This is a genomic window from Nonomuraea sp. NPDC049028 (assembly GCF_043197735.1).
Classification (GTDB): domain Bacteria; phylum Actinomycetota; class Actinomycetes; order Streptosporangiales; family Streptosporangiaceae; genus Nonomuraea.
The window spans coordinates 112,981-135,940 of sequence record NZ_JBICTR010000020.1; the positions used below are offsets into that span (position 1 = coordinate 112,981).

A 22,960-nucleotide genomic window follows, 5' to 3' on the forward strand; every position below is an offset into this window, starting at 1 on the left:
AGACCGGCGTGCCCACGCTGGCCGCCCACCGAGCCGACGAGCAGCGGCCCTCGGCCCGCAAGCTGGAGCAGGCGATCAAGGCGCGGATGCCGGAACGCTCGCTGCTGGGCATCGTGGCCCGCACCGCGTACTGGATCGAATGGTGGCACCGCTTCGGCCCGGCCTCGGGCAGCGATCCCAAGCTGACCGACCCGTTCGGCCGGTACGTGATCACCACGTTCGTCAAGGGCACCAACATGGGCCCGTACGAGGCCGCACGGCACATCCCCGGGGTCAGCGGGCACGAGCTGTCCATGGCCGCCAACCGGCCGAGACCAGCGTCCGGTACGGAAAGCCCGGCGGGATCGCCTACCACCACGTCGCCGACACCTACATCGCCTTGTTCACTCGATTTATCCCCTGTGGGGTGTGGGAGGCGGTCTACATCATCGACGGGCTGTTGCAGAACGCCTCGGAGGTCAAGCCGACCACGATCCATGCCGATACCCAAGGCCAGACTTCCCGGTCTTTACTCTGGCGCACCTGCTCGGGTTTGAGCTGATGCCGCGCATCCGCAACTGGAAGGACCTGACCTTCTACCGGCCCGGCCGCGCCACCCGGTACCGGCACATCGACGCGTTGTTCGGCGAGCCGGGCAAGAACGTCATCGATTGGACGCTGATCGAGACCCATTTCCGGGACCTGCTGCGGGTGGCGGTCTCCATCCGGGAGAACGCCATCTCCTCAACGCTGCTGCTGCGCCGGCTGCGCTCCGGCTCGCGCAAGAACGCCCACTACGCCGCCTTCCGCGAGGTGGGGCGGGTGATCAGGACGGTGCAGTTGTTGCGGTACTTGTCGGACGCCCCGTTGCGCCGGCGGGTGACCGCGGCGACCAACAAGGTGGAGGCCTACAACGGCTTCGCCGAGTGGCTGCATTTCGGCCAGCGCGGGGTGATTGCCGACAACGACCCCATTGAGCAGGAGAAGGCGATGAAGTTCAACTCGCTGCTCACTAATTACGTGATCTTCCACAACACGCTCGACATCGCCGACGTGGTGCGGCAGTTGCAGGCCGAGGGGTGGAAGGTCGAGCCCGAGGACCTGGCCGAGGTCTCGCCCTATCTGACCGAGCACATCATGCGGTTCGGCGAGTACTCCACGCATGAGCTCGCCATCACCCCGGAGGCGTACGAGCCCCGCCTGGACATTGACTTCACCAGGTTGCATGACGTGGCTCAACCCGTCGGGCGCCAGGCCGCGCACAGCCCTGGTTGATCCCACGGCCTCCACGATCGCCTGCACAAGTGCGGTGCCAGGGCGCGGCAGGTGGAGGCGATCGGCAACGGGCGGGGTTCGGACGTTCAGCCGAGGTCGGCCGGGTGGATGGCGCCCGCGATGGCTCGATACCCGGCGTCGTTGAGGTGGAGGTGATCGCCTGAGTCGTAGGCGGGGTTGAGCCGGTCGCGGTCGGCGGGTGAGGCGGTGACGCGGTCGAGATCCACCACCGCGTCGAACGGGGCAGAGGTGCGGATCCAGGCGTTGATGGCCTCGCGCTTGGCCTCACTGCGGGCGGTGTAGTAGGCCGATCCCTTGACCGGCATCACCGTCGCGCCGATCACGCGCAGGTGCTTAACGTGGGCCAGCTGGATCAGTTCGCGAAGTCCCGCGATGACCTGGCCGGCGGAGACGTCGGGGTAGGGGGCGAAGATCGGGGAGGGAGGCGCCGCCGCCAGTTCGCCGATGCCGATGTCGTTGATGCCGGCCAGGATGATGACAGTGCGCACGCCTGGCTGGCCGAGGACGTCTCGGCGAAAGCGGGCGGTGGCCTTGTCGCCGAACCATGCCGAGTCGACGGTAACGCGGTTGCCGGCGATGCCTTGGTTCAGCACGGCGCGGGGCGTGCCGGCGGCGGCCAGGCGTTCGGCAAGTTCATCGGGGTAGCGGTTGTTGGCGTCGGTGCTGCTGCCGGCTCCGTCGGTGAGGGAGTCGCCGAAGGTGACCACGCCGCCGCGACGCGCCGTGGGGATCATGTCCACGCCGGTGAGGTAGTACCAGGACTGCGAGGTGTCGGTGAAGGCGGCGGCGCCGACGTCGGCGGCGTGATCGCCGGCGGCCCGGTAGGTGGTGGCGAGGGCTTGGGCGTGATATGTGGCCGGGCCGGTCGGCTGGGCCGCGAAGAACGTGATGGTGACCGAGTCCAGGGCGGCCAGGTGCAGTGGCACCGGGTCGGTGACGAGGTCGGTCCCGGCCGGGACGGTGAAGGTGCGCTTGCCGCGGACGGTCAGGTGACGCAGCGATCCCGGCTCGATGGCGGCTCCGCGGTCGGTGCGGGCGATGGTGGCTTGGTCGACGGTGAGCGGGGTGGTGCCGTAGCGGTTGGACAGCCGGATCCGGGCGGCTTTACCGCCGGCGCTGATCCGGACGATCTGGCGCACTGTCTGTCGGGTGAAGCCCTGCTGTGACCAGTTGGGGGCGAAGCTGGTGCTGGGGCGCTGTGGCGCGGCGGTCCAGGTCGCGCTCCAGCCGGGTCCGGTGGCGGCTGAGGGCTGCCGGGCGGTGTCCGGAAATGCGGCAGCGGCGCCGGTCAGCAGGGCGCAGACGGTGATGGCCGTGACGGTCAACAGCCGTCGGGTGGCGGAGGACATGGTTCTTCCCGGGTGGTGGGGTCAGCTGTTGGTGGCGTCGAAGAAGGCGTACAGGTGGCGGATGCGCCCGTCGGCGAAGACGGCGACGTCGGAGCCGGTCGCGGCGGTGGTGCCGGCTTCGGGATTGCCGAACCGCCAGAAGAAACGGGCCTGACGATGGTGCACGTCGACCGGGGCACTCAGGCCGAAGCGGAAACCAGGCGGGATCCGCTGCTGCAGGTCGACGAACGCCGAATCCAGCGCATCGTGTCCTTCAACGGCGATCTCCGGGTCGGTGTAGGTGCAGTCGGGGGTGAGGATCTCCTCGATGGTGGCGCGCCGGGAGGCGGCGTCGGTGTCGTTGATGGCCTCGATGAACCGGTGGATGAGCTCGGCGTAGTTCATGGGTTTCTCCTGGTCAGTGCCGGACGGTCACGACGATCTTGCCGACCTGGGTGTTGGACTCCATGTAGCGGTGGGCCTCGACGATGTCGGTCAGGTCGAAGGTGCGGTCGATGACCGGGGCGAGCGCTCCGGCGCGCAGGCCATCGGTGATGAAGGTCTCGGCCCGGAGGACCCGCTCCTCATCGGCGAACAGGTGGAAGATGGCGTAGCCGTAGACGTTGATCGGCCACCACATCGGCAGAGGGGTGGGCCGCCCGTCCAGGGAGCCGTAGACGATCAGCATGCCGTCGGGGGCCACGGCCTGCGCCAGGTCGGGCAGGTCGGGCCCGGCGACGCCGTCGAAGATCAGCCGCGCGCCGCGCTCGCCGGTGAGGGCGTGCACCTGCTTGACCACGTTGCCGTCGTCGGCGGCGATCACGTGCTTGGCGCCTGCGGCCAGAAGCCGGTCGGTTTTGGCGCCGGTCCTGGTCACCGCGATGGGCGTGGCGCCCAGGTGGGCGACGATCTGGACGGCGGCCAGGCCGACGCTGCTGGAGGCGGCCGTGACGACCACATCATCGCCGGGCTGCAGTCTGCCGACCTCGACCAGTGCGCCGTAGGAGGTGAACGCGGGCACCCAGATGGCCGCGCCGGTCACCGCGTCCATGTGTTCCGGACGGCGGATCAGCCGCTCGGCCGCCACGATGGCCCGGTCGGCGTAGATGCCGTGGACGGACATTCCCTCGTCGTTCGGCTTGGCCACGATGCTGACCGCTTCTCCGGCGGCGTAGCCGGTCACGCCGGGTCCGACGGCCTCCACCACGCCGGCGGCCTCGGTTCCCAGACGCGAGCCGGGCAGCACCGCGTCGTAGTAGTAGCGGCCGGTGCGCAGGAACACCTCGCCCCGGTTGAGTCCGAAGGCGTCGATGCGCACCCGCACTTGGCCGGGGCCGGGTTCACCGATTTCCACGTCGGCGAGGTAGAGCACCTCGGGACCGCCGAGCTCGTCGAACAGGACTGTCCTGGCTTTCATCACGAACTCTTCTCTCAGTTACACGTATCCTGTCGCCGTTCAAACTCAGAACGGCGTTCAAACTTGGTGCGCCGTACTCTAACGTAGCGGTGTAAGCTGTCAAGCGTGCAAGAGCAGACAGTGGGCCGGCGGGCACGGTTGCGGGCGCAGACCACCGCGGAGATCAAAGCCATCGCGCTCAAGCACCTCAGCGAGGGCGGCCCCGACGCGGTCTCGCTTCGGGCGATCGGCCGCGAGATGGGGATGAGCGGCAGCGCCATCTACAGCTACTTCGACACCCGCGACGCGTTGATCACCACGCTGATCAACGACATCTACACCTCGCTGCTGGACCAGGTGGAAACTGCACGCGACGCCGTCGCCCCCGACGACATCGCCGGCCGGATCCTGGCCTGGGGGCAGGCCCTACGCGTCTGGTCGCTGGCCAACCCCGAAGGCTTCCGGCTCATCTACGGCGATCCGGTCGCCGGCTACCACGCGCCGACCGGAGGACCGGCCCCCGAGGCCGCCAAACGTGCCTGCTTGGGACTCACCGAACTGGCCGCCGCCGCCTGGCCGTACGCGAAAGCCACCCAGGCATCCACCGACCACCAGTGGTCGGACTTCTCACCCGGCCTGGCCGACACCATCCGCGAACACTTCCCCGACCTGCCCCCGGCTGCCGTTGCCCTCGCCCTGCGCATGTGGGGCCGCATGCACGGCCTGATCTCCCTGGAGGTCTACGGCCATCTCGGCACGCAGACCGGCGACCCCGCCAAGCTCTACCACGCCGAACTGCTCGACCTGCTCAGATCCCTAGGGCTCGACGTGGAGCATGCGCGCCGCGCGAGGACGCCGCACTCCTCGGCCTGAACCTTTGGACGATGTGCCGCACAACGAGATGTAGCACGCCACAGATAACACTCTGTTATCTGTGGCACCGCTGATCACGACCTGCGGTAACGAAAGCGGGCTGCTGCGTGAAGCGGCCCTGTTATCTGCGGCAAGGAGGACGCCGTGCCCGCCGTGACGCCGCTGCCAGCCGCCCAGCGCCTGACGGTCCGCGCCGCGGCCGACGCCTTCCTCGACACCGTGCCCAACCCCAACACCGTGCGCGCTTACGCCGCCGGCGTCGGCAAGATCGCGCAACGGCTCGGCGAGCACCGCCTCCTCGCGGCGGTGGCCGACGACGAGATCGGCGAGGCCCTGGAAGCGCTGTGGGGCGGTGCGGCCGTCAACACGTGGAACGCCCGCCGCGTCGCCGTACTGTCCTGGCTGGCCTGGTGCCGCAAGCCACACCGCACCAGCCGTACCCGCCTGGGCCAAGCGGCTGACCGCACCCGACAGCCAGACCCCCGCCCGCTCCAAGACCGCGATCGACCGGCTGATCATCCGCCGCGACGTCGGCGTCCGGGAGAAAACCCTCTACAGGCTCCTGTATGAGACGGCCGCCCGGGCCGAGGAAATCCTCACCCTCAACATCGAGGACCTGGACCTGACGGCCCGCCAGGCACGGGTCAAGGCCAAGGGCGCCCACGCCAAGACCCGCCGCCGCGGTCAGGCCCGCGAGGACTTCGTGCTGGAGACCGTCTACTGGGACGCCGGCGCCGCTCGGCTGCTCCCTCGCCTGCTCAAAGGCCGCACCCGCGGCCCGGTCTTCGTCACCCACCGTCGCCCCGGCCCCGGCAAGGTTGTCAGCCCCCGCGACGTCTGTCCCGATACCAGCCTGGCCCGCCTGTCCTACGGCCAGGCCCGCGCCCTGCTGGACGAGCACACCGCGCTGAACGGCCCCGGCACGGGGTGGGACCTGCACGAATTCCGCCACTCGGCGCTGACCCACCTGGGCGAGGCGGGCACCAGCCTGCTGATGCTGATGGCCAAATCCCGGCACAAGAAACCGGAGAACCTGCGGCGCTACTTCAAGCCCTCACCGGACGCCATCGCCGAGATCACCAGCCTGCTCGCCCCTCGGACCAGCGGCTGACCCGCTCGACTTGCTCAAGCAAGATCGCGATTGTGGGTTTTGGGCTTACCTTGGCTACACCCCAAATAAACACGCAGAAGGCTGAACGACCTGATCAAGCCGGTAACGACGTCAGGTCGTCGCCGTCACTTCTTGGCGTGGCTGCTCCAGGCCCGTCCGGGTTGCTCTTCGGTGGGGAGCCCGGCGGCGGCGAGGATGCGATCGAGGAGGAGCTGGGTCTTCACCGCGTCAGCCCCAGACGTCAAGGGCTCACCGCGGTCCCGTACACGGTCCAGGAAGTGGTGAACCGCTCCGGCGAAGCCGAACGTCTGCGTTGCCGTCGCCCAGCCGAAGGCCTCGGGCGACATCTCGCGCACGGTCGTCCCGTCGGGTCGGCTGATCGAGATCCGGTCGGGCGCGGTGACGTTCGCGCTCGCCCCGTCTCCGTAGGCGTCGAGCTTCTCGCTCCAGCCGCCAGCGTCGCGGGCCCCCACGAGTACGCCGGAGTGACCGTTGTCGAACCGGACGAGCGCGGCCACGCCGTCCTCCTGCCAGCGATCCTCACCGGCCGCGTGCGCGCTGACGTCGACGGGCTCGCCCCCGCAGTACCAGCGCAGCAGGTCGACCATGTGGATCGCGTTCTCGAAGGTGGCGCGGTACTCGGAGCCTGCCCGGTTCTTCTGGGCGACGCAGAAGCTCGCGCCGCTCTCCCCGAAAGCCGCGCGACCGGCCTCGTACACCGGAGCGAAGCGGCGGTTGAACCCGACCATGAGCACCCGTTCTCGTACGGCGGCCAGCTCGGCGAGGGACTGCACGTCGGACGCGCTCGTCGCCAGCGGCTTCTCGCAGAAGACGTCGACGCCGGCCTCCAGCGCGAGTCGCGTCGCGTGGACGTGCTCCGACCGGGGCGTGAGGACGAACAACGCGTCCAGTTCCTCCGCCTCGAGCAACGCCTCGACCGTCGGATAGGCACGGCGGAAGCCCCAGCGCCGCATCAGGGGCTGCGGGTCATCCTTGCGGGTGACCAGGCCCCGCAGTTCCACGTCGTCGCGAGTGACGAGGGTCGGGAGCTGAGCGATGCTCGCGATGTTGCCAGCGCCCGCCACACCGATGCGCAGCACGTCTCCACTCGTCACGCGGGCACCACCGTGGCGAGCATCTTGCGGAGCGCGAGCGCGGAGTCCTTGAAGCCGATCGCGGGGTCGGGCAGGTCCTGAGGATGCCACCGGTACTCGTACTCGAGTGAGAGCACGTCGTCGTAACCGCGGCGCACGAGCTCCTCGAGGATGTCGGGCCACGGCACGACGCCCGTACCGACGACCCGGGACCTGACAGCGCGTTCCTCAGCCTTGACCCGGGCGGTGTCCGAGGCCCGGAAGGGCGCCTCCGGGTCTTTGAAGACCAGGTCCTTCACGTGCACGTGGCCGACGAGCTCGCCCTGGACGGCAAAGGCCTCCTGCCAGGTCTCGTCATGGGTGAAGGTCAGGTTGGCCTGGTCGTACAGGACGCGGACGGAGGGGAAGCCGACTTCGCTGACGAGACGGGCGGTATCGGCCGCGGTCTGCGCCATGGTGCCGAAGTGGTTCTCGACGCAGAGCACGACGCCCGCGTCCGCGGCCTCGGGCGCGAGGACGGTCAGCGCGCTCCGCAGCTGCTCCCAGTGCCGGGCGTAATCGGTGTCCCCCGGGTGCCAGGCGCCGGCGTACACCCGGACGCGGGTCGCACCGACGGTGTGCGCGGCCTGGAGGCATGCGCGGAATTCGTCGATCCCCTGCTGCCAGCTCGCCGCGTCGACGCTGTTGATGGAGGTCGTGTACGGGGTGAGCGCGACGATCGGGACACCTTCGGCGTCGGCGATCGCGGCGGCCTGCTGCGCAGACCGCGGGTCCGACGGGCTGATGGCCGCCGGGTAGTCGTCCTGGTAGATGACTTCGGCGGCGTCGAGACCTGCCGTGCCGAAGAGGCGCAGCGCATCGGCGAGGTCACGGCCCGGGGTTCCCAGCGTGTGTCCGGCGATGATCATGAGAGAGGGGTGCTCCTTCTTGGCGGGCGGTTCCAGTCCGCCGGGCCGACGAGGTTCGGGGGGTTCTGTACTCGGGACCGGTCCACGAGCTCCATCAGCAGGCCCCAGGGGGTGACGAAGTACGTCCACCGGTTGCCGGCCACGAGGGGGCTGTCGGGACCGACTTCCTTGCGGCCGCCGAGGACCCGAACGTTCGGGATCGTGCCGAGGTGCGCGATCGCCGCGTCGACGTCGTCGACGACGAAGCACAGGTGATGACCGCCCCGGTCGCTGTGTCGAGGGTGCTGGGTCCGCTGGTCCACGGACTGCCACTCGAACAGCTCGACGTTCAGGTTCGGCGGGAGCCGCAGCATTGCGAGCTCGAGGACAGCGTCCGACGGGACGTCGAAGTGCGCCGGCATGAACGACGGGTCGGGACCGCGCTGGGAGCGGTAGAGTTCCTCCGCCCCGAGGACCTCGACGAAGAAGCGCACCGCCTCGTCCAGGTCGGGGACCGTGTACGCAGCATGGTCCACGTGACGGAGCCCGGGCAGCAGCCGGCCAGTCACCGGACCGGCCTGGTCGAGGAGCGGACGAGTAGCTGCGGCTGGAGCACCACGTGCTCGACCGGGCCGCCGTTCGCCGCTTGCTCGGCGAGACGGATCGCGATGCGGCCCATCTCGGCGATGGGTTGCTGCACCGAGGTCAGCGGCGGGTTGCTGCGGGCGCCGAGCGCCAGACCGTCGAAGCCCACCACCGAGACGTCGCCGGGGACCGACATCCCCCGCGAGCCGAGCGAGCTGATGAGTCCGAAGGCGACCAGGTCGTTGCCCGCGATGACAGCCGTCGGCCGCTCACGCAGGCTCACGAGCTCTTCTGCGGCACGTTCGCCGGCGCCGACGCCGATCCCGCTGCTGTCGAGCTCGATCGGCGTCATCCCGTGCTTCTCCGCCAGCGTCCGGTAAGCCTGGCGTCGATCTGCGGCGGTGTGCGTCCCCGCGATCCCCGAGACGTAGGCGATGGAGGTGTGCCCGAGCTCGAACAAGTGGTCCAACGCGAGCGCGATCCCTGTCGCGCTGTCGATGGTCACCGTGGATGCCTGGTCGCCGGACTCGACCCGGTCGATGACGACCAGCCGCTTTCCGAAGCCCCGGGACTCGAACTCGGCGGGAAAGACCCGGGTGTAGGGCGCGATCACCGCGAAAGGCGCGTACATCGCCTGCATGGCGTCGAGGTACCGGGCCGTGGCGTCCGCGTCATTCTCCGTCACGCACAGCACCAGCTGGTAGCCACGCTCCCCCGCGGCGGCCGTCATGGCCTTCGCGAGCTCGGCGAAGTACGGGTTGGTAATGTCGGGGACGACCAGAGGCACGAGGGTGCTGACCTTGGTGCGGAGCGCCTGGGCGAGCGGGCTCATCCTGTAGCCCATGGAGGCCGCCACCTGGCGGACGTGGTCCAGGGTCTCCCGCTTGACGGCCTCGGGGCGGGAGAACGCCCGCGAGACCGTCGACCTGTGGACCCCGGCTGCCGCCGCTACCTCATCGATGCTGGGTGTGGACACCGGTTCTCTCCTGTCGGCTGTGCGCGTATGCGTCCCAGATGACGGCCATCGTGGTCTCGAGATCGCTGATCCGCGGGAGCTCCACGAAATCACGTCTCAGCCGCTCGGCCACCTGGTCGACGAACAATCCGTACAACGGGTCGCTGTCCACGTCGATGAGTGCGGTCTCCGTGACGCCGTCGACGGAGGTGAACGACGCGTTCCCGTCAGACCAGATGGTCGCGGTCCCCGCGGCGCCGATCCGCATGAAGGAGCAGTGCCGCTTGAGCGGCGACCCGGGGAACGCATATCCCACCTCGATGGTGGCGATCCGTCCGTCGGCCGTGGTCAGCGTCATCGAGGCGTAGTCCTCGACGCTGCGGCGGTGCAGCTTCGACGACAAGGCTGCCGTCACCGCTACTTCCTCCGCACCGGCCGAGCGGAGGAAGAGATCCACGAAGTGCGGGGCGAGGTTGACCATGCACCCGCCGCCGGCGCGCTCGACGTCGACCATCCACGGACTGCCGTTGACGAGGTAGCGGTCGGGCGGGCCCGCGATGAACTGCACGCTCTCGTACACCGAGCGGCCGGCTCTCGCCAGCCAGCGGTCGGTCGGGCCTCCCCGCTGCACGAGAGGCACTGCAATCGGTATCCCGGCAGCGTCCGCGGCCGCCCGGACGTCGACCAGCTCCTGCAACGACACCCCGGCCGGCTTCTCCACGACGAGCGGGATGCGCCGAGCGACGAGAGCGAGGCAGACCTCGCGCATCACGTCGTGCGGGACGAAGACGTACGCCAGCTCGGCGTCCCCGTGGGCCGCAAGCACTTCCTCCCAGGACTGGTAGAGAGGCGCGTCCCAGAGACGCGCAAGGTGCTCCGTACGCGACGTGTCGGGGTCGCTGACCCCCACGACGTCGTGCTGCTCGGCGACCCGGTCTGCGCACAGGTGCACATGCCAGTGCGACGCGCCGAGGATGATCGTCTTGGCTTTTTTCATGTCTGCGGACCACTGCGGCCGAGTATCCCCTCGGCGAGCTCGCCGGCCCGCAGGGCCTGGCGGCGCCCGACCAACGCACGATCACCGGGGCCATCGACGACACCAAGAGCCCGGTCATCAGCGTCTCCGTGCGACGGCCGGAGCAGCGCGTCGCACCGTACGCTGCAGACATGCAGAGCGCTGGGGTCAGCGGTCATGAACTCCCCACTGAGATCGGTTGCTGAGATCGGTTGCAGAAAAGTTAGTGGAGGACCACCCAGGTGTCAACCACGGATCGATCCAACGCGGCGTGTCAGCTCTCGGACCAACTCTGGACCAGCTGACCCGCATCGGCCGGCGTTCAGCAGCAAATGTGGTCAGTCTTGCAGGTCGCTGAGAATGCGGGCGAGGCTGTCGCGGTCGCCTCGATACAGCACTTCCTTGCCGTCGCGGCGGGAGGCGACTGCGCTGGTGGGCGGCCTGTTCCCGGCACCGCGCCTTCCCGTCCCGGAGTAAGGGGGCCCACGCCGTGCTGGAGGAGTATTACCAGTTGCCCGACACCGCCGACCAAAGCCCCGACGAGATGGAGAAGCGCCTGCCGCCAAGGGCCTGCACTTCCACACCGAACCGGGCGGCGACGTGCACCGCATCGTCCACGATCCCGCCTGACCACGGACCCTCGATCAGGTCGGCGGCCTCGCTTGCCCGACAGGCCGGGCCGTCGGCCGGTTCGGCGCAGGATGGAGATCCGCCCGCCCGCCGAACCCAGGATCCCGCCTTCCCGGCCTTACGCGCCGCCCTCCAGATGTACCTGATAAAGGAATCACGTACATGAGCGATCATGACGGCGCGGCGACCAGCAGAACCCCTCGACCGGGCCGTGCGCGACTCCGGCACGTTATCCGGTACATCACGCCGGGCGGCGCACGGCGGTCAGCGTGAGCGCCGCACCGAAGTCGCCGACGCCGAGATCGGCACCGCGCTCACCGAGCTGTGGGGCAAGTCCGCGCCGGCGACCTGGAACCGCAACCGCGCCGCCATCACCTCCTGGCTGACCTGGTGCCAGACCAAGAAGCACTGGGCCGCCCCCTCGGTCCAGGCCGAGGCTGAGCACCGCAAGGAATCCGCCGACGAGACCCGCGCCGTGGCCAAGACCACCCTCCACCGGCTGCTCTCGCGCCGCAACATCCCCCTTCGCGAGCGGACGCTGTGGCGGATGCTCTACGAAACCGCGGCCAGAGCCGCGGAGATCCTGGCTCTGAACGTCGAGGACCTCGATCTGGAGCACCGCCGCGCGCCCGTCCGCTCCAAGGGCGGCGCCATCGAATGGGTCTACTGGGACAGCGGCACCGCCCACCTGCTGCCCCGCCTGCTCCGGCTCCCCGACGGCAGCACCCGCACGCACGGTCCCCTGTTCCTGTCCGAACGCCGCCCCGTCCCGGCCCGCCGCCCTGCGGCCGCCGACATCTGCCCGCACACCGGCCGCGCCCGCCTCGGCTACGACCGCGCCCGCGTCCTGCTGGAGAAGTACGCCGGGCTCGACCTGCACCAGCTGCGCCACAGCGCCGCCACCCACCTCGGCGACGCCGAAGTCCCGCTGCAGCTCATCATGGGCAAGACCCGCCACAAGAACCCCCGCACCGCCATGCGCTACGTCAAACCCGGTGCTGAGGCCATCGCCAAGGTCACCGAGGTCCTGGCACCCCGCCGCCGTACCCACTGACCAGCAGTTTCGTCAGCGCGGAATGGGCCACTGTCCCTTTCTCCCGTACTTGGTCTGCACAAAGGCCAAACCTCGCGCGTAGGAAAGTCAGACGACCTCAAGGTTGGCCATCATGCCCATGTCCTCGTGTTCGGCGTTGTGGCAGTGAAAGAGGTAACGGCCGCGGTAGCCGTCGAAACGGGTGATGATCTCCACCGATTCGCCCGGCCGAAGTGAGACGGTGTCCTTGAGTCCCGCGTCGTGCGGCAACGGCGGCCGGCCGCCGCGCGAGAGCACCCGGAAGCCGACCAGGTGCAGGTGGACGGGGTGATGGACGTCGGCGACCAGCCGCCACACCTCGACCTCGCCGAGACCGACGGTGACATCGGAGCGGGCGGGGTCGAACGGCAGCCCGCCGATCAGCCAGCCGTGGTCGCCGCCCATTCGCCCGGTGCGGAAGGAGAACTCGCGCGTCCTGACGGCCTGCGAGCGGTGCCAGTCCGGCAGGTCCGTGGAAAGGATGCCGGGGATGCGGCTGTCGTCGGTGGCCTTGCGCGCGACGCGGAAGGCCATCACGTCGCGGGTACGCCCGGTGCCCAGCCGGTTGACGATTCTCACCCGGCTGCCGACCGGCAGGTCCGTGAAGTCGATGATCACGTCGTAGCGTTCGGCGGGCGCGATCGGCAGGAGCCGGTGGGTGACCGGCGCCGCGAGCAGTCCCTGGTCGGCGCCGATCTGGACGAAGTCGAGCGGGCGCCCGTCGTCGCTGACCGCTTCGAGCTCGTAGTGACGGGCGTTGGAGGCGTTGAGGACGCGCAGCCGGTAACGGGCCGCGTCGACCTCGTGCACGGGCCAGGGCGCGCCGTTGACCAGGATCACGTCACCGAGGACCCCGGCGAGATACGGCTCCTGTACGCCCGGCCGCCCGCGCAGGGCGGGGTAGGCGAGGCCGCCGTCGGCGGCGAACGCCCGGTCGGCGATCATGAGGGGCAGTTCGCGCCGCCCCGAGGGCAGGCCGAGGGCGTCCTCGGCGTCGTCGCGGACGATCTGCAGCCCGGCCAGTCCGCGCCAGATCGCGGGGGCGGTGAAGTCCATCCGGTGGTCGTGGTACCAGAGCAGCGTGGGCCGCTGGTCCAGCGGGAAGGTGTAGTCGCGCGTCAGCTCGGTCACTGCCGCCCGCGGATCGCGGCCGTGCCCCATGTGCGAGGCTGCCTGCGGCCGGCCGTTGGGCAGGACGAGGTCGGTCGGGTACCCGTCGGAAGCCGCAGGGGTCCGTCCGCCGTGCAGGTGTACGACGGTCGGCACAGGTAGCTCGTTGTGGTGCGTCACGGTGATCGGCCGGCCGCGGCGCGCCTCGATCGTCGGCCCGGGGAAGGTGCCCTCGTACGTCCATAGCGGTGTCCTGACCCCGGGCAGGATCTCCGCGCTCGCTTCACGCTGGGTGATCTCGTACCGGTCGGCTCCGCCCGAGGTGCCGACCGGCGCCAGCACGGCGGGAATCGGCAGCGGCACGTGGAACGGCGGCGGCAGCGGTACGGCACTGCGCAACTCGGCACCGGTGATCGACGGCCGGCGGGCCAGCGCGGCCGAGGCCGACAGCCCGGTGGCCGCCATCAGCCCGAGCGCCCCGCCGATGCCCAGAACCCGGCGCCGGGTCACACCCTCACGCATGGTGGACCTCCCGCCGCGGCGCTTTGTCGTCACGTACGTAACCGCCGCCCAGCCAGACGGCGATGAACAGTACGACGAGCGCGGCGACGGTCATCACACCCAACGGGATGTGCAACCACAGCGCGCCGTCCAACCCGGCGAAGTACTGCACGGTCTCGGCCGCCACCACCGCCATCGTGGCCAGGAACGGCCAGACCCGGCGCAGCCGAATCCACACCACGATCGCCACGGCCACCTGTAGGTAGCCGATGGAGGTGACCACGTCGGCGCCGACCGCGTGCCAGCGCAGACTGTCGAAGTCACCGGTCAGGTACGCCCCGGCGAACACCGGCTGGCCGACGACCGCCACCACATGCGCGCTGACGACGGCCCGCAGTGTCCACCCCGTCGGTGTCGTCCGACGCGCGGGCATGGTGAGCATGGGATATCCCCCCTTTCGTTGTTCGGCATCGACGCTATGGCTTGTGGGTTATCTTGTCTAAGATCAATATCGCTATGCTGTTATGCATTGAGAGGCATGATGGAGCTGAACACGCTCAGGCAGTTCCTGGTGGTGGCACGGCTCGAACACCTCAGCCGCGCGGCCGACGAGCTGCGCGTCGCCCAGCCATCGCTGAGCCGTACCATCGCCCGCTTGGAGAGCGAACTGGGCACACCGCTGTTCGATCGCAGCGGCCGGCTCCGGCTGAACGACACGGGCAGGCTCTTCCGCGACTACGTCGAACGCTCTCTCGGCGAGCTCGACGCGGGCCGGCGAGCGGTCGCCGAGGCCACCAGCGAGGGCGTGGGCACGGTGCGGCTGGCGTCGGAGACGTTCCTCACCCTCACTGGGCCGCTGGCGGCCTACAAGCGAGCTCATCCCACCATCGAGGTCGAACTCCGCTGGGCGGCGGCCGAGGACATGGCCCGCCACCTGCGGGCCCAAGAGGTCGATCTGTGTGTCGCCTCGCAGCCGATTCACGCCGAGGGCTTGGAGGCGGTTCAGCTGCTCGATGAGGAGGTGTGGGTGGCCACGTCACTCGACCATCCCTTGGCGGCCCGTACCTCGGTGAGCATCGACGAACTCGCCGACCAGCCCTTCGTCGCCGCCCGCAAGGGGCACTGGCAGCGCCGGCTCCTCGACCGGCTCTTCGCCGCCAGAGGCCGCACACCGAAGATCGTCTGTGAGGTCGACGAGCCCAGTGCCATCGCCGACCTGATCGGGGCGGGGCTCGGCATCGGCCTCGTCCCCTCCTTCGCCCGGCACACCTCGGTCCGCGTTCCCCTCGCCGCGATCACCGTCGACAGCCCTGACTGCCGTCGCGCGATCACGCTGTACTGGGGCGCCGACAGCCACCTGTCGACCGCCGCCCGCCTGATGCGCACCACGATCACCAGCTGGAACTGGGTCACCGGCGAACCGCGGGGCGGCCACACCACGCGCGGGATGCCAGGCCCCGGATAGCGCGGCATCCGGGCCTTGCCGCGTCACCCCCGCGGCGCCTGCCACCGGGTGTCTAGCAGCCTACGGGGGGCTGATGACGGTGAGCATGGCGGAGCAGGCAACGGGTCAAGCCGTCGCCTGCTCCCGCCTCCACTGCTGATCGGCCCAGGCCGGATCCAGCGGAGTGTGGGCGATGTGGTTGGTGTAGTTCGACAGCGTCTTCATGCCGACGCCGAGCATGATGTCCAGCACGTGGCGGCGGGTGTGCCCGGCGGCCAGGAACGTCTCGATCTCGGCCTCGGCCACCCAGCCCCGCTGCGCCACGACCGCTTGGGTGAGGCGGCGCACCGCCTCCAACGCCTGGTCAGCGATCGGCTGGCCGGCGCGCAGGGCCTGAACCACCTCGGCAGGCACCCGGGCACGCAGCGCGAGCGTGGAGTGGGCGGCCACGCAGTACTCGCAGCCGTTCTCCACGCTGGCGGTGATCAGCACCACCTGCTTGGCCGCCAGGGGTAGTGACGACTTGCCGAACTGCTCGGCCAGCGCGTTGTAGCCGGCCAGCAGTTCCGGCGACTCGGCCATCACCCCGTTCAGCGTGGTCACAAACCCCATCCGCTTCTTGGCCGCCTCCAACATGGGACGGGCGGCCTCGGGGGCGTCGGTTTCGTCATAGGTGCGAAAACCGCTCATCATCTCTCCTCGGTAGTGGTGAAACCGTCAATTACGGCGTGCACGCCCGCCAGCAGGACGGCCGGCTCGGCGCCGGCTCGCGAACGCAGGTTGACCGCGTAGGCCTGCAGAGTCAGCGCTTCGGCGGCCGCCTCCACATTCAGGTCGGCCCGGAGTTGGCCGTCGGCGCGCGCGATCTCCAGCGCGGCGCGCATCGCCGCCCGGAGTGCGTCGTGGTGGCGATCCAGAACCTCGCGGATCTCCGGCAGGCCACCGCTCGCCGTAGCGTGGCTGTTGGTGACCAGGCATCCCCAGCGGGCGTGCTCCCCCGCACACCGCGCCGCTACCAGCCGCTCGAAGAACGTGACGATGGCCGGCACGCCCCGGGTGTCGGCGGCCAGAGCCTCGAACACCGGCCGCGACTGCCGCTCCAGATAGCGGTCCAGCGCGGCGGCCTGCAGCTGCGCTTTGCCGCCGAAGGTCGCATACAGGCTGGAGCGGCTGAGCCCGGTCGCCTGGACGACATCGGCGATGCCGGTGCTGTCGGTCCCACGTTGCCAGAACAGGTTCACCACCTGGTCCAGAGTCGCGTCGGGATCGAAATGTTTGATGTCGGGCATCTGACCACCTCCTATCTTGGAACGACTATTCCAAGATAGGAGGTGGTGGCGTCCCGGCGCAACTTATGACCTCCGAGATTGCGCAATCTGGGTCGCTGAGGTCGACATCCACCCCACGCTCCGCGTCGAACCGCGGTGGTCGGAGGTCAGCCGGCCCGCACCACTTGCAGGGCGTTGTTTCCGCCCCCCGCACGGTCTCAGAACCGGTAGCGGAGAATGCGGGCCCCTTGCCGCGACAAGGCCGTGCTGCGGGCGGTGAGACGGGTCAGCGCGCGTAGGGGTTGCGGGAACCGGGCTATTTCCGGTGCGCGGGTGAGGATCTGCTCCTCGATCAGTTCGAGGCCGGCGTCCCAGGACTCTGGTTCGTGTTGGTCGTCGAAGCCCTGGGCGGCTTTGATGCCGAGCGCCTTGATGGTCGGGTGGTACTTCATGGCCCAGGCGGCGAAGCGGGTGTAGCCGTTGAGCGCGAGCTCGCCTGAAGGGAAATGGCCGGCCAGCGCGCGGGTCATCGCCTGGAAGGAGTCGCCGGGCATGAAGGGCAGCAGCCCTTCGGCGACGATCATCGCCGGCCGGTCACCGGGGATGGCTGTGAGCCAGTCGGAGCTGGTGAGGTCGGCTCCGACCAGGTGGGAACGGCCGGGCAGACATTCGGCCCGCAGGTGCACCACTTCCGGGAAGTCGATGTCGTACCAGTCGACGCCGGGCGGAGGATCACAGCGGAACACCCTTGTGTCCAGGCCGCAGCCCAGGTCGAGCACCACGCATCCGGGATGAGCGGCGGTGTAGGCGCGTACGACGTCGTCGAGCTTCTTGGCGCGCAGTGCCGTGGTGAGGACGAGGTTGGGCTTGACCTTCAGCTTGCCGAAGTCGTAATCGATGTCGCCGGCCAGGTCGGCGGAGAGCGTGTCGCCGAGGATCGGGCTGGGCTGCCCGGCGTCCAGGGCTCTGGCATAGAGGGTGAGCAGCAGCGTTTCCTGGATCAGCCCGAGCTTGGGTTGCCAGCGGTGCATGGGGATTCCTTAACGGCGTAGCGGATGACGGGCCGCGAGGTTCTGCAGCCACGTCAGGGAGTCGTGGGCGGCCTTGATGCGCTCGGTGCGGTGCCCCTCGCCGCCCGCGATGTCGAGCCCTTCGTCGGCGATCTCGCCGAACGCGCTCAGGCTTTCGAGCTTGCGCTGGATGACTTTCTGCCAGGCGTCGTCTTCGATGCGGTAGTAGGAGACGCGATCGCCGGGCCTTCTCACCTTCTTGACCAGGCCGATGGCGGTGAGAAACCGCATGTTCGAGGTGAGCGAGGCCCGGCTGGCCTGGATGACCTCCGCGATCTGCCCGGCGGACTGCTCGGCCGGATCGCAGATCATGAGCCAGCCGAGGATGCGTCCGGTGATGGGCGGCAGCCCCCACTCCTCGACGCAGAAGGCGGCCACCCGTTCCACCCATCGAAGCAGCCGGTCCTGCTGTTCCTCGTCGCTCATCGTCGGATCCTCCTCCGTTGTTGATCGTGTGCCGGTTCACTGTGTCATGGCGGCCACCGACTCGTAGGTGGGTGTCGGGGTGATGTCCGCGAGCCGGGTCCTGCGCAGGTAGAGGTCGAACCAGTCGATCGCGAGCGCCATCGCCTCCTCCAGGCCCGGGCCGGTGTAGAGGCCGAGCACGTCGTAGGGCAGCACCGCGAGCCGCTTGGGCTCGGCCGCCTTGGAGAAGGCGCTTTGCGCCTCCTCGAGCATGTGGTACGGGTCCCAGCCGCCGTTGGCGATCATCAGCAGTGGCGTCGGCGCGAGCCGGTGGATGAGGTTGTCCGGTGCGAAGGTGAGCAGGTGCTCGGCCGAGTCGAGGGTCTTCTCGTTGCGGTAGGTGGGAAACAGGCGGGTCGACATGTCCGGGGTGTCCTTCACGCTGTCGCCCTCCAGCGTCAGGTGCGGCACGCGAGCGCTCTGCCCGCCTTCGTAGCGCCGCTGCCAGTCCTGCTGCAGTTGGTCGCGCAGCGCGTGGACACCGGTACGGCCCAGGAGGCGTTCCAGGTAGCGCCATCCGTTCCACACGCTGGGGCTCTGCACGACGACGCACTTGATGCGCCGATCGAGCACGGCGGCCTGGGCCGCCACCGAGCCGCCGATGCTCACCCCCCACACCCCGATCCGCTCCGGCTGCACTTCGGGGCGGGTCTGCAGGTAGGACACGGCGCTGCGGAAGTCCTCGGCCTGCCGTTCCGGGTAGTCCAGGCCGCGCGGCTCGCCTTCGCTGGAGCCGACCGTGCGGTAGTCGATGGCCAGCACCGCGAAGCCGGCCTTGACGAAGTAGGGCGCGAAGAACGCCAGCGCCTCTTTGACCATCACCCCGCTGTGCCCGAGCACCAGCCCGGGGACCGGGTCGCTCGTCTCGGGCAGGTAGAGATCGCCCGCGCAGCGGGTGCCGAGGCTGTTGAAGGTCACGTGTTCCATGGCTTGCTCCATACTTGCTGCTAGTTATTTCAAACATGACTGAAATATCTAGCAATGTCAATCTGGAAGGCGGTACGGGGAGAAGCTTGCGCACCGCCGCTCACTCCGGCGCATCGGCGGCATCTACGAGTGACAGGGAATTTCCAGCACCGGCAGCCCGTACTCGGCGGTCCAGCCGGTGATCTGGGCCCGCAAGATGTCCTTCTCCGCGGCCAGGTATAGCGCCACCGGCCGGTGTTCCATCCGGTCGCGCCGGTACAGCTCGGGCACGTCGGCGAGGATCTCACCGGGGTCGGTGTAGGCGAGCGGGGCGTGGATCGCGCGCACCGCGTCGATCAGGTCCGGGAAAGCGCCGCGCCGACGCGCCTCGGCCAGGTGAGCCGACAGCTTGCGGTAGGCCGCCGCGGTGTTCGGGATGACGCCGGCCACGGCCAGGCGGTAGAAGCACTGCCGCAGCGTCACCCCGCCCTCATAGGCGGCGATCACCACTCGGGCCTGCTCAACGACCTCGGCCCACCGGATCCGGCCCGGGTACATATGTACCCGTTCTTCCCCGCATCGGGGCCGTACGCCGCGGCCCGGCGCCCTTTCCCGTACAGGCGCGCGAGCGGACACCGACGATGAACGCGGACGTTACCTGTGTCGGCAGCAGCACGCGCCCGGGTCGCTGACACCCGTGGGAGCCGGTTCCGGGGTCAGGTCGCCGACGGGTTGATACCTGCTACCCGCCTGTTCAGCGGGGGCGTCGCGCTGCTAGCGGCCCTGCTTCCGGAAGCAGGGCCGGTCACTGCGCGACGGTCAAACTGCTGCCCGGGGTGGGGCATACGCCGATCGTGGAGGATCCGCCGCGAACCGCCGCACTCCTTCTGTCCTTCACCGCGCTCGCGGCAGGACCACGGCGCCCGTAACGGCGGCGAGGGCCGCCACAGTGACGCGATCAGATCGTGCCGGCGCGATAGCGTCCGACGAGGCGCAGGCCGATGAGAGCCAGCGGCGAGAAACCCACCAGCACCGCGGCTGCGGTGGCCAGAGGGAGGTCGGCCGGGATCATGATGAGGCCGGCGACGCCGGCGACATACAGCGGCACCGTCCACCACTGCACGACACCGGCGCGGAGGAGCCCGACGAGGACCAGGACCGGGCCCAGCAGGTTGAACGGAGTGGTGCCGTCCCACAGCGCCAGCAACGACGACTGCTGGAATCCCTGGAACACGGTTGCGGCCTGGTCCGGAGTGAGGTGCGTAGCGGCCGAGAGGTTCCACCAGTCGCTGAGCAGCATGCCGGAAAGGTTGGCGAAGCCGATGGCGGCGAGCACGGATCCGGTGAGTACCGGCCAGAAGCCCCGGCGGCTGCGCACGAGTGCCGGACCGGCGAGGATGCCCAGCCCGAACAGCAGGTTCGCGTAGTGCAGGAACAGCGCGGAGACCTGGGTCTGGGTGGCGTCGCGCCCCAGAGAGGCGATGTACACGACGCCGTCGAGGTTCTCGGCCGCCGGTGTGGTCGCCATGCCGGCGGCGAACAGGACGGGGCCTGCGATGAGAGCGGTCCCGGCGAGGAGATGCAGAGCCCCTCGCCGGCGGGTGCTGAGGGGTGGTTCGGCGGTTTCGATGGCGGCGGTGGACTTCCTGCCGTGGTCCATTCCGGGAACGAACGGGCTGGTGGTCATGGTTTACATCCTTTCGAGGATCGCCCCGTGGCCGTTGGCGGGCCGGTCGGTGATGTGATCGATCGTCACTCACCTCGTTCTCAACGCGCCTCCGCAGTCAGGTGCCTGATCCGCCTCCGCCGGGAGGGGGAAGACGGTGGCCGGTCCCTCCGTCGCAGGGGGGAACCACCAGCGCCCCGTCACGCTTAGCATTTGCAGCATGCGAGGACGGCGACCGGGTGACCTGCGGCTTCTGGCGTGGCTGCTGCCGCCGACGATGGGGGTGCTCGCGGTCGTCGAAGCGCTGTCGAACGAGCGTTTCGACCCGACGCCGGTTCACCTGAGCGTGGTCGCCGCCTGGGTTCCGATGGGCCTGGTGCTGGCCCGATGGCGGCCGGCCATCGGTGCCGTCGTCGTCGCCGCCTTCTACCCCGTTGTGATCCTGTTGGACATCCCCGGGCCCGGCGGGGTCGGACTCATCTCCACGCTGCTCGCCGTCGGCTGGGCCGGCTTCGGGGAGCCTCTCCGCCGGTCGCGCTGGGCTCTCATCGCCGCCATGCTGATATACGCGGCCTCCGACACGATGCGTGCCGGGTTCTCCTGGGTGAACGTCTTCTTCCCACTGATCTTCGTTGTGGGCTGGTGGAGCGGCGTCCTGGTGCAGCGCGAGCAGGGACGCAGCCGTGCCTTCGCCGAGATGGCGGCAACCCTGGACGCCCAGCGGGAGGCGGTGGCGCACGCCGCTGTCATAGAGGAACGGACCCGCATAGCCCGGGAGATCCACGATGCGGTCGCCCACTCGGTGAGCATCATGACGCTGCAGATCGGCGGCCTGCGGAGTCAATTGGAGGACGTACTGGAACACCGGCCGGCCGAGCGTGAGGTGATGCTCGGGCTTGAGCGGCTGGGACGCCAGTCCGTCGAGGAACTGCGGTCACTCGTCGGCATCATGCGCAAATCAGGTTCGGAGTCCCCTACAGCGCCGACGCCGTCACTCGCCCTGGCCGAGCAGTTGATCGCCGATGTACGTGCGGCGGGTCTGCCCGCCCAACTGCGGGTGGAAGGCGTGCCGACGCCTCTGCACCAGGCGCTGGACGTCTCGGCATACCGGGTGCTCCAGGAGGCGTTGACCAACGTCCTGCGGCACGCGCCCGGCGGCCACGCCGAGGTGGCCATCCGGTACGCGGCGGACACCGTGACGATCGAGGTGCGCGATGACGGGGCAGGCGAGGCGACAGGCGAGGGGGCGGCGCTCTCCGGAAGCCGGGCCGACCACCCGCCCGGTGCGGACCGCACCGGCGGGCACGGTTTGATCGGTATGCGCGAACGTACCGCGATATTCGGCGGAACCCTTCAGGCGGCCCCCCGCGCCGAGGGCGGGTTCGCGGTGACCGCGTGCTTCCCGATCCGACGGAGGTGGCCATGAGCATCCGGGTCGTGCTCGTCGACGACCAGGCGATGGTCCGCGTTGGTCTGCGGATGATTCTCACCGCCCAACGCGACATCGATGTCGTGGGTGAGGCAGAAGACGGAGCGTCCGCCGTCGAAGTCGTCCAACGGACGCGTCCGGACGTCGTTCTCATGGACATCCGGATGCCGGACGTCGATGGCATCGAAGGCACACGGCGTGTTCTCGCCGCGCACCGGGAGGTCAAGGTAGTGATCTTGACCACCTTTGACGAGGACGGCTACATCGAGGGAGCGCTACGGGCCGGTGCGAGCGGGTTTCTCCTCAAGGTCTCGCCTCCGGAACAACTGGTCGAGGCGGTGCGCACCGTGGCGTCCGGCGGCGGCCTCCTCGACCCCTCCGTCACGCTGCGGGTCATCGAGTCGTTCGCCGCGGCTACGCCCACGCGTACGCCCCGCGCCGAAATACTGTCCACGCTGACGGAGCGCGAGCGAGACGTTCTGAGCCTGATGGCTCGTGGCATGTCGAACGCCGAGATCGCCGGCCGGCTGTACCTGGGCGAGGCCACGATCAAAACACATGTGTCCAATGTGCTCGCCAAGCTGGGCGTACGAGACAGGGTGCAGGCGGTCGTCGCTGCCTATGAGACCGGCCACGTACGACCCGGTGAAGACCCTCACCCTCCGAGGTGATCGTCGAGCGCCTCGGGGCTTGAGCAACAACCGAACCGTCAGTGGCGTTAGCGAGCCGCCGAGGGCTGGCTGGTTATGTCGGTGGAAACGAGAGCCGAATGTCGGCTTTTCCGGGAGCCGTTTCAGATGCTTCCGAGCTGCGCGCCTGTCATTTAGTTCGGGAGCCGCTCGGCCTGCGTGAGGGGTGGGGGCGGACATGAACACCAGCC

23 protein-coding genes and 1 pseudogene are annotated in these 22,960 nt (G+C 69.2%); 7 read left to right on the forward strand and 17 right to left on the reverse strand.

Going from position 1 to position 22,960, the window contains the following annotated elements:
- Window positions 1–86 precede the first annotated feature (86 nt).
- Window positions 87–1,254 (forward strand): annotated as a pseudogene (locus tag ACGFJ2_RS54270) (transposase).
- Window positions 1,255–1,340: 86 nt separating this feature from the next.
- Here the strand turns inward: ACGFJ2_RS54270 and ACGFJ2_RS54275 are convergent.
- Genes ACGFJ2_RS54275 through ACGFJ2_RS54285 form a run of 3 tightly spaced genes read right to left on the reverse strand, consistent with a single transcriptional unit; the run spans window position 1,341 to window position 4,020 of the window.
- Window positions 1,341–2,624, reverse strand: coding sequence for an SGNH/GDSL hydrolase family protein (locus ACGFJ2_RS54275; protein ID WP_393482425.1), 1,284 nt, complete (start codon window positions 2,622–2,624; stop codon window positions 1,341–1,343).
- Window positions 2,625–2,645: 21 nt separating this feature from the next.
- The gene (locus ACGFJ2_RS54280; protein WP_358185065.1) at window positions 2,646–3,008 is read right to left on the reverse strand and encodes a nuclear transport factor 2 family protein; all 363 of its coding nucleotides are present in this window, start codon (window positions 3,006–3,008) and stop codon (window positions 2,646–2,648) included.
- 13 nt (window positions 3,009–3,021) lie between these two features.
- A complete protein-coding gene (locus tag ACGFJ2_RS54285; protein WP_357955239.1) occupies window positions 3,022–4,020 on the reverse strand; it encodes a zinc-dependent alcohol dehydrogenase family protein in 999 nt (332 codons plus the stop codon).
- A 105-nt stretch (window positions 4,021–4,125) separates the two neighbouring features.
- Between ACGFJ2_RS54285 and ACGFJ2_RS54290 the strand changes: the two genes are divergently transcribed.
- Window positions 4,126–4,872 (forward strand): TetR/AcrR family transcriptional regulator, encoded by a 747-nt coding sequence (locus ACGFJ2_RS54290; RefSeq protein ID WP_225302104.1) that lies wholly within the window; start codon window positions 4,126–4,128, stop codon window positions 4,870–4,872.
- Window positions 4,873–5,224: 352 nt separating this feature from the next.
- A complete protein-coding gene (locus ACGFJ2_RS54295) occupies window positions 5,225–5,983 on the forward strand; it encodes a tyrosine-type recombinase/integrase (RefSeq protein WP_393482429.1) in 759 nt (252 codons plus the stop codon).
- A gap of 125 nt (window positions 5,984–6,108) precedes the next feature.
- Here ACGFJ2_RS54295 and ACGFJ2_RS54300 read toward each other — a convergent pair whose 3' ends face one another.
- The 5 genes from ACGFJ2_RS54300 to ACGFJ2_RS54320 are packed head-to-tail and all read right to left on the reverse strand — an operon-like array spanning window position 6,109 to window position 10,501.
- Window positions 6,109–7,098, reverse strand: a complete 990-nt coding sequence (locus ACGFJ2_RS54300; protein ID WP_393482432.1) for a Gfo/Idh/MocA family protein — start codon at window positions 7,096–7,098, stop codon at window positions 6,109–6,111.
- Complete coding sequence (locus ACGFJ2_RS54305; RefSeq protein ID WP_357955245.1) at window positions 7,095–7,985, reverse strand: sugar phosphate isomerase/epimerase family protein; 891 nt, start codon at window positions 7,983–7,985, stop codon at window positions 7,095–7,097. Before ACGFJ2_RS54305 ends, ACGFJ2_RS54300 begins: the two co-directional genes overlap by 4 nt.
- Entirely contained in the window at window positions 7,982–8,500 is a 519-nt protein-coding gene (locus tag ACGFJ2_RS54310; protein WP_357955247.1) for a VOC family protein, read from the reverse strand. Before ACGFJ2_RS54310 ends, ACGFJ2_RS54305 begins: the two co-directional genes overlap by 4 nt.
- A 29-nt stretch (window positions 8,501–8,529) precedes the next feature.
- Window positions 8,530–9,525, reverse strand: coding sequence for a LacI family DNA-binding transcriptional regulator (locus ACGFJ2_RS54315; protein ID WP_357955249.1), 996 nt, complete (start codon window positions 9,523–9,525; stop codon window positions 8,530–8,532).
- A complete protein-coding gene (locus tag ACGFJ2_RS54320; RefSeq protein WP_393482437.1) occupies window positions 9,503–10,501 on the reverse strand; it encodes a Gfo/Idh/MocA family protein in 999 nt (332 codons plus the stop codon). Before ACGFJ2_RS54320 ends, ACGFJ2_RS54315 begins: the two co-directional genes overlap by 23 nt.
- Before the next feature lie 820 nt (window positions 10,502–11,321).
- On the opposite strand from ACGFJ2_RS54320, the gene ACGFJ2_RS54325 reads away from it, so the two are divergent.
- Complete coding sequence (locus ACGFJ2_RS54325) at window positions 11,322–12,203, forward strand: tyrosine-type recombinase/integrase (protein WP_393482440.1); 882 nt, start codon at window positions 11,322–11,324, stop codon at window positions 12,201–12,203.
- Between the two features lie 87 nt (window positions 12,204–12,290).
- On the opposite strand, the gene ACGFJ2_RS54330 is transcribed toward ACGFJ2_RS54325, so the two are convergent.
- The gene (locus tag ACGFJ2_RS54330) at window positions 12,291–13,853 is read right to left on the reverse strand and encodes a multicopper oxidase family protein (RefSeq protein WP_393482443.1); all 1,563 of its coding nucleotides are present in this window, start codon (window positions 13,851–13,853) and stop codon (window positions 12,291–12,293) included.
- Complete coding sequence (locus tag ACGFJ2_RS54335) at window positions 13,846–14,265, reverse strand: hypothetical protein (protein ID WP_358185080.1); 420 nt, start codon at window positions 14,263–14,265, stop codon at window positions 13,846–13,848. Before ACGFJ2_RS54335 ends, ACGFJ2_RS54330 begins: the two co-directional genes overlap by 8 nt.
- Window positions 14,266–14,370: 105 nt before the next feature.
- On the opposite strand from ACGFJ2_RS54335, the gene ACGFJ2_RS54340 reads away from it, so the two are divergent.
- On the forward strand, window positions 14,371–15,297 hold the full coding sequence (locus ACGFJ2_RS54340; RefSeq protein WP_393482446.1) for a LysR family transcriptional regulator: 927 nt from the start codon (window positions 14,371–14,373) through the stop codon (window positions 15,295–15,297).
- A gap of 105 nt (window positions 15,298–15,402) precedes the next feature.
- Here the strand turns inward: ACGFJ2_RS54340 and ACGFJ2_RS54345 are convergent, their stop codons facing one another.
- The 7 genes from ACGFJ2_RS54345 to ACGFJ2_RS54375 form a co-directional block, all read right to left on the reverse strand.
- The gene (locus ACGFJ2_RS54345; protein WP_393482449.1) at window positions 15,403–15,969 is read right to left on the reverse strand and encodes a carboxymuconolactone decarboxylase family protein; all 567 of its coding nucleotides are present in this window, start codon (window positions 15,967–15,969) and stop codon (window positions 15,403–15,405) included.
- Entirely contained in the window at window positions 15,966–16,565 is a 600-nt protein-coding gene (locus ACGFJ2_RS54350; RefSeq protein ID WP_393482452.1) for a TetR/AcrR family transcriptional regulator, read from the reverse strand. Before ACGFJ2_RS54350 ends, ACGFJ2_RS54345 begins: the two co-directional genes overlap by 4 nt.
- A gap of 197 nt (window positions 16,566–16,762) precedes the next feature.
- On the reverse strand, window positions 16,763–17,575 hold the full coding sequence (locus tag ACGFJ2_RS54355; RefSeq protein ID WP_357955265.1) for a class I SAM-dependent methyltransferase: 813 nt from the start codon (window positions 17,573–17,575) through the stop codon (window positions 16,763–16,765).
- A 9-nt stretch (window positions 17,576–17,584) separates the two neighbouring features.
- On the reverse strand, window positions 17,585–18,040 hold the full coding sequence (locus ACGFJ2_RS54360; protein WP_393482455.1) for a GbsR/MarR family transcriptional regulator: 456 nt from the start codon (window positions 18,038–18,040) through the stop codon (window positions 17,585–17,587).
- 36 nt (window positions 18,041–18,076) lie between these two features.
- Window positions 18,077–19,006, reverse strand: coding sequence for an alpha/beta hydrolase (locus tag ACGFJ2_RS54365; RefSeq protein ID WP_393482458.1), 930 nt, complete (start codon window positions 19,004–19,006; stop codon window positions 18,077–18,079).
- Between the two features lie 123 nt (window positions 19,007–19,129).
- Window positions 19,130–19,543 (reverse strand): hypothetical protein, encoded by a 414-nt coding sequence (locus ACGFJ2_RS54370; RefSeq protein ID WP_393482461.1) that lies wholly within the window; start codon window positions 19,541–19,543, stop codon window positions 19,130–19,132.
- 400 nt (window positions 19,544–19,943) lie between these two features.
- Window positions 19,944–20,672 carry a hypothetical protein gene (locus ACGFJ2_RS54375; protein ID WP_357955273.1) on the reverse strand — a complete coding sequence of 243 codons (729 nt, stop codon included), beginning with the start codon at window positions 20,670–20,672 and terminating at the stop codon, window positions 19,944–19,946.
- A gap of 199 nt (window positions 20,673–20,871) precedes the next feature.
- Between ACGFJ2_RS54375 and ACGFJ2_RS54380 the strand changes: the two genes are divergently transcribed.
- Window positions 20,872–22,077, forward strand: coding sequence for a sensor histidine kinase (locus ACGFJ2_RS54380; RefSeq protein WP_393482464.1), 1,206 nt, complete (start codon window positions 20,872–20,874; stop codon window positions 22,075–22,077).
- A complete protein-coding gene (locus ACGFJ2_RS54385; protein ID WP_357955277.1) occupies window positions 22,074–22,751 on the forward strand; it encodes a response regulator transcription factor in 678 nt (225 codons plus the stop codon). Before ACGFJ2_RS54380 ends, ACGFJ2_RS54385 begins: the two co-directional genes overlap by 4 nt.
- Window positions 22,752–22,960: the final 209 nt, after the last annotated feature.

What these genes read in the sequence shown, in the direction of transcription:
- ACGFJ2_RS54320 (WP_393482437.1), bottom strand. Translation starts at nt 10,501, where the DNA reads ATGAAAAAAGCCAAGACGATCATCCTCGGCGCGTCGCACTGGCATGTG.
- ACGFJ2_RS54360 (WP_393482455.1), bottom strand. Translation starts at nt 18,040, where the DNA reads ATGAGCGACGAGGAACAGCAGGACCGGCTGCTTCGATGGGTGGAACGG.
- ACGFJ2_RS54355 (WP_357955265.1), bottom strand. Translation starts at nt 17,575, where the DNA reads ATGCACCGCTGGCAACCCAAGCTCGGGCTGATCCAGGAAACGCTGCTG.
- ACGFJ2_RS54375 (WP_357955273.1), bottom strand. Translation starts at nt 20,672, where the DNA reads ATGACCACCAGCCCGTTCGTTCCCGGAATGGACCACGGCAGGAAGTCC.
- ACGFJ2_RS54335 (WP_358185080.1), bottom strand. Translation starts at nt 14,265, where the DNA reads ATGCCCGCGCGTCGGACGACACCGACGGGGTGGACACTGCGGGCCGTC.
- ACGFJ2_RS54285 (WP_357955239.1), bottom strand. Translation starts at nt 4,020, where the DNA reads ATGAAAGCCAGGACAGTCCTGTTCGACGAGCTCGGCGGTCCCGAGGTG.
- ACGFJ2_RS54365 (WP_393482458.1), bottom strand. Translation starts at nt 19,006, where the DNA reads ATGGAACACGTGACCTTCAACAGCCTCGGCACCCGCTGCGCGGGCGAT.
- ACGFJ2_RS54370 (WP_393482461.1), bottom strand. Translation starts at nt 19,543, where the DNA reads ATGTACCCGGGCCGGATCCGGTGGGCCGAGGTCGTTGAGCAGGCCCGA.
- ACGFJ2_RS54340 (WP_393482446.1), top strand. Translation starts at nt 14,371, where the DNA reads ATGATGGAGCTGAACACGCTCAGGCAGTTCCTGGTGGTGGCACGGCTC.
- ACGFJ2_RS54325 (WP_393482440.1), top strand. Translation starts at nt 11,322, where the DNA reads ATGACGGCGCGGCGACCAGCAGAACCCCTCGACCGGGCCGTGCGCGAC.
- ACGFJ2_RS54305 (WP_357955245.1), bottom strand. Translation starts at nt 7,985, where the DNA reads ATGATCATCGCCGGACACACGCTGGGAACCCCGGGCCGTGACCTCGCC.
- ACGFJ2_RS54275 (WP_393482425.1), bottom strand. Translation starts at nt 2,624, where the DNA reads ATGTCCTCCGCCACCCGACGGCTGTTGACCGTCACGGCCATCACCGTC.
- ACGFJ2_RS54330 (WP_393482443.1), bottom strand. Translation starts at nt 13,853, where the DNA reads ATGCGTGAGGGTGTGACCCGGCGCCGGGTTCTGGGCATCGGCGGGGCG.
- ACGFJ2_RS54350 (WP_393482452.1), bottom strand. Translation starts at nt 16,565, where the DNA reads ATGCCCGACATCAAACATTTCGATCCCGACGCGACTCTGGACCAGGTG.
- ACGFJ2_RS54385 (WP_357955277.1), top strand. Translation starts at nt 22,074, where the DNA reads ATGAGCATCCGGGTCGTGCTCGTCGACGACCAGGCGATGGTCCGCGTT.
- ACGFJ2_RS54280 (WP_358185065.1), bottom strand. Translation starts at nt 3,008, where the DNA reads ATGAACTACGCCGAGCTCATCCACCGGTTCATCGAGGCCATCAACGAC.
- ACGFJ2_RS54380 (WP_393482464.1), top strand. Translation starts at nt 20,872, where the DNA reads ATGCGAGGACGGCGACCGGGTGACCTGCGGCTTCTGGCGTGGCTGCTG.
- ACGFJ2_RS54345 (WP_393482449.1), bottom strand. Translation starts at nt 15,969, where the DNA reads ATGATGAGCGGTTTTCGCACCTATGACGAAACCGACGCCCCCGAGGCC.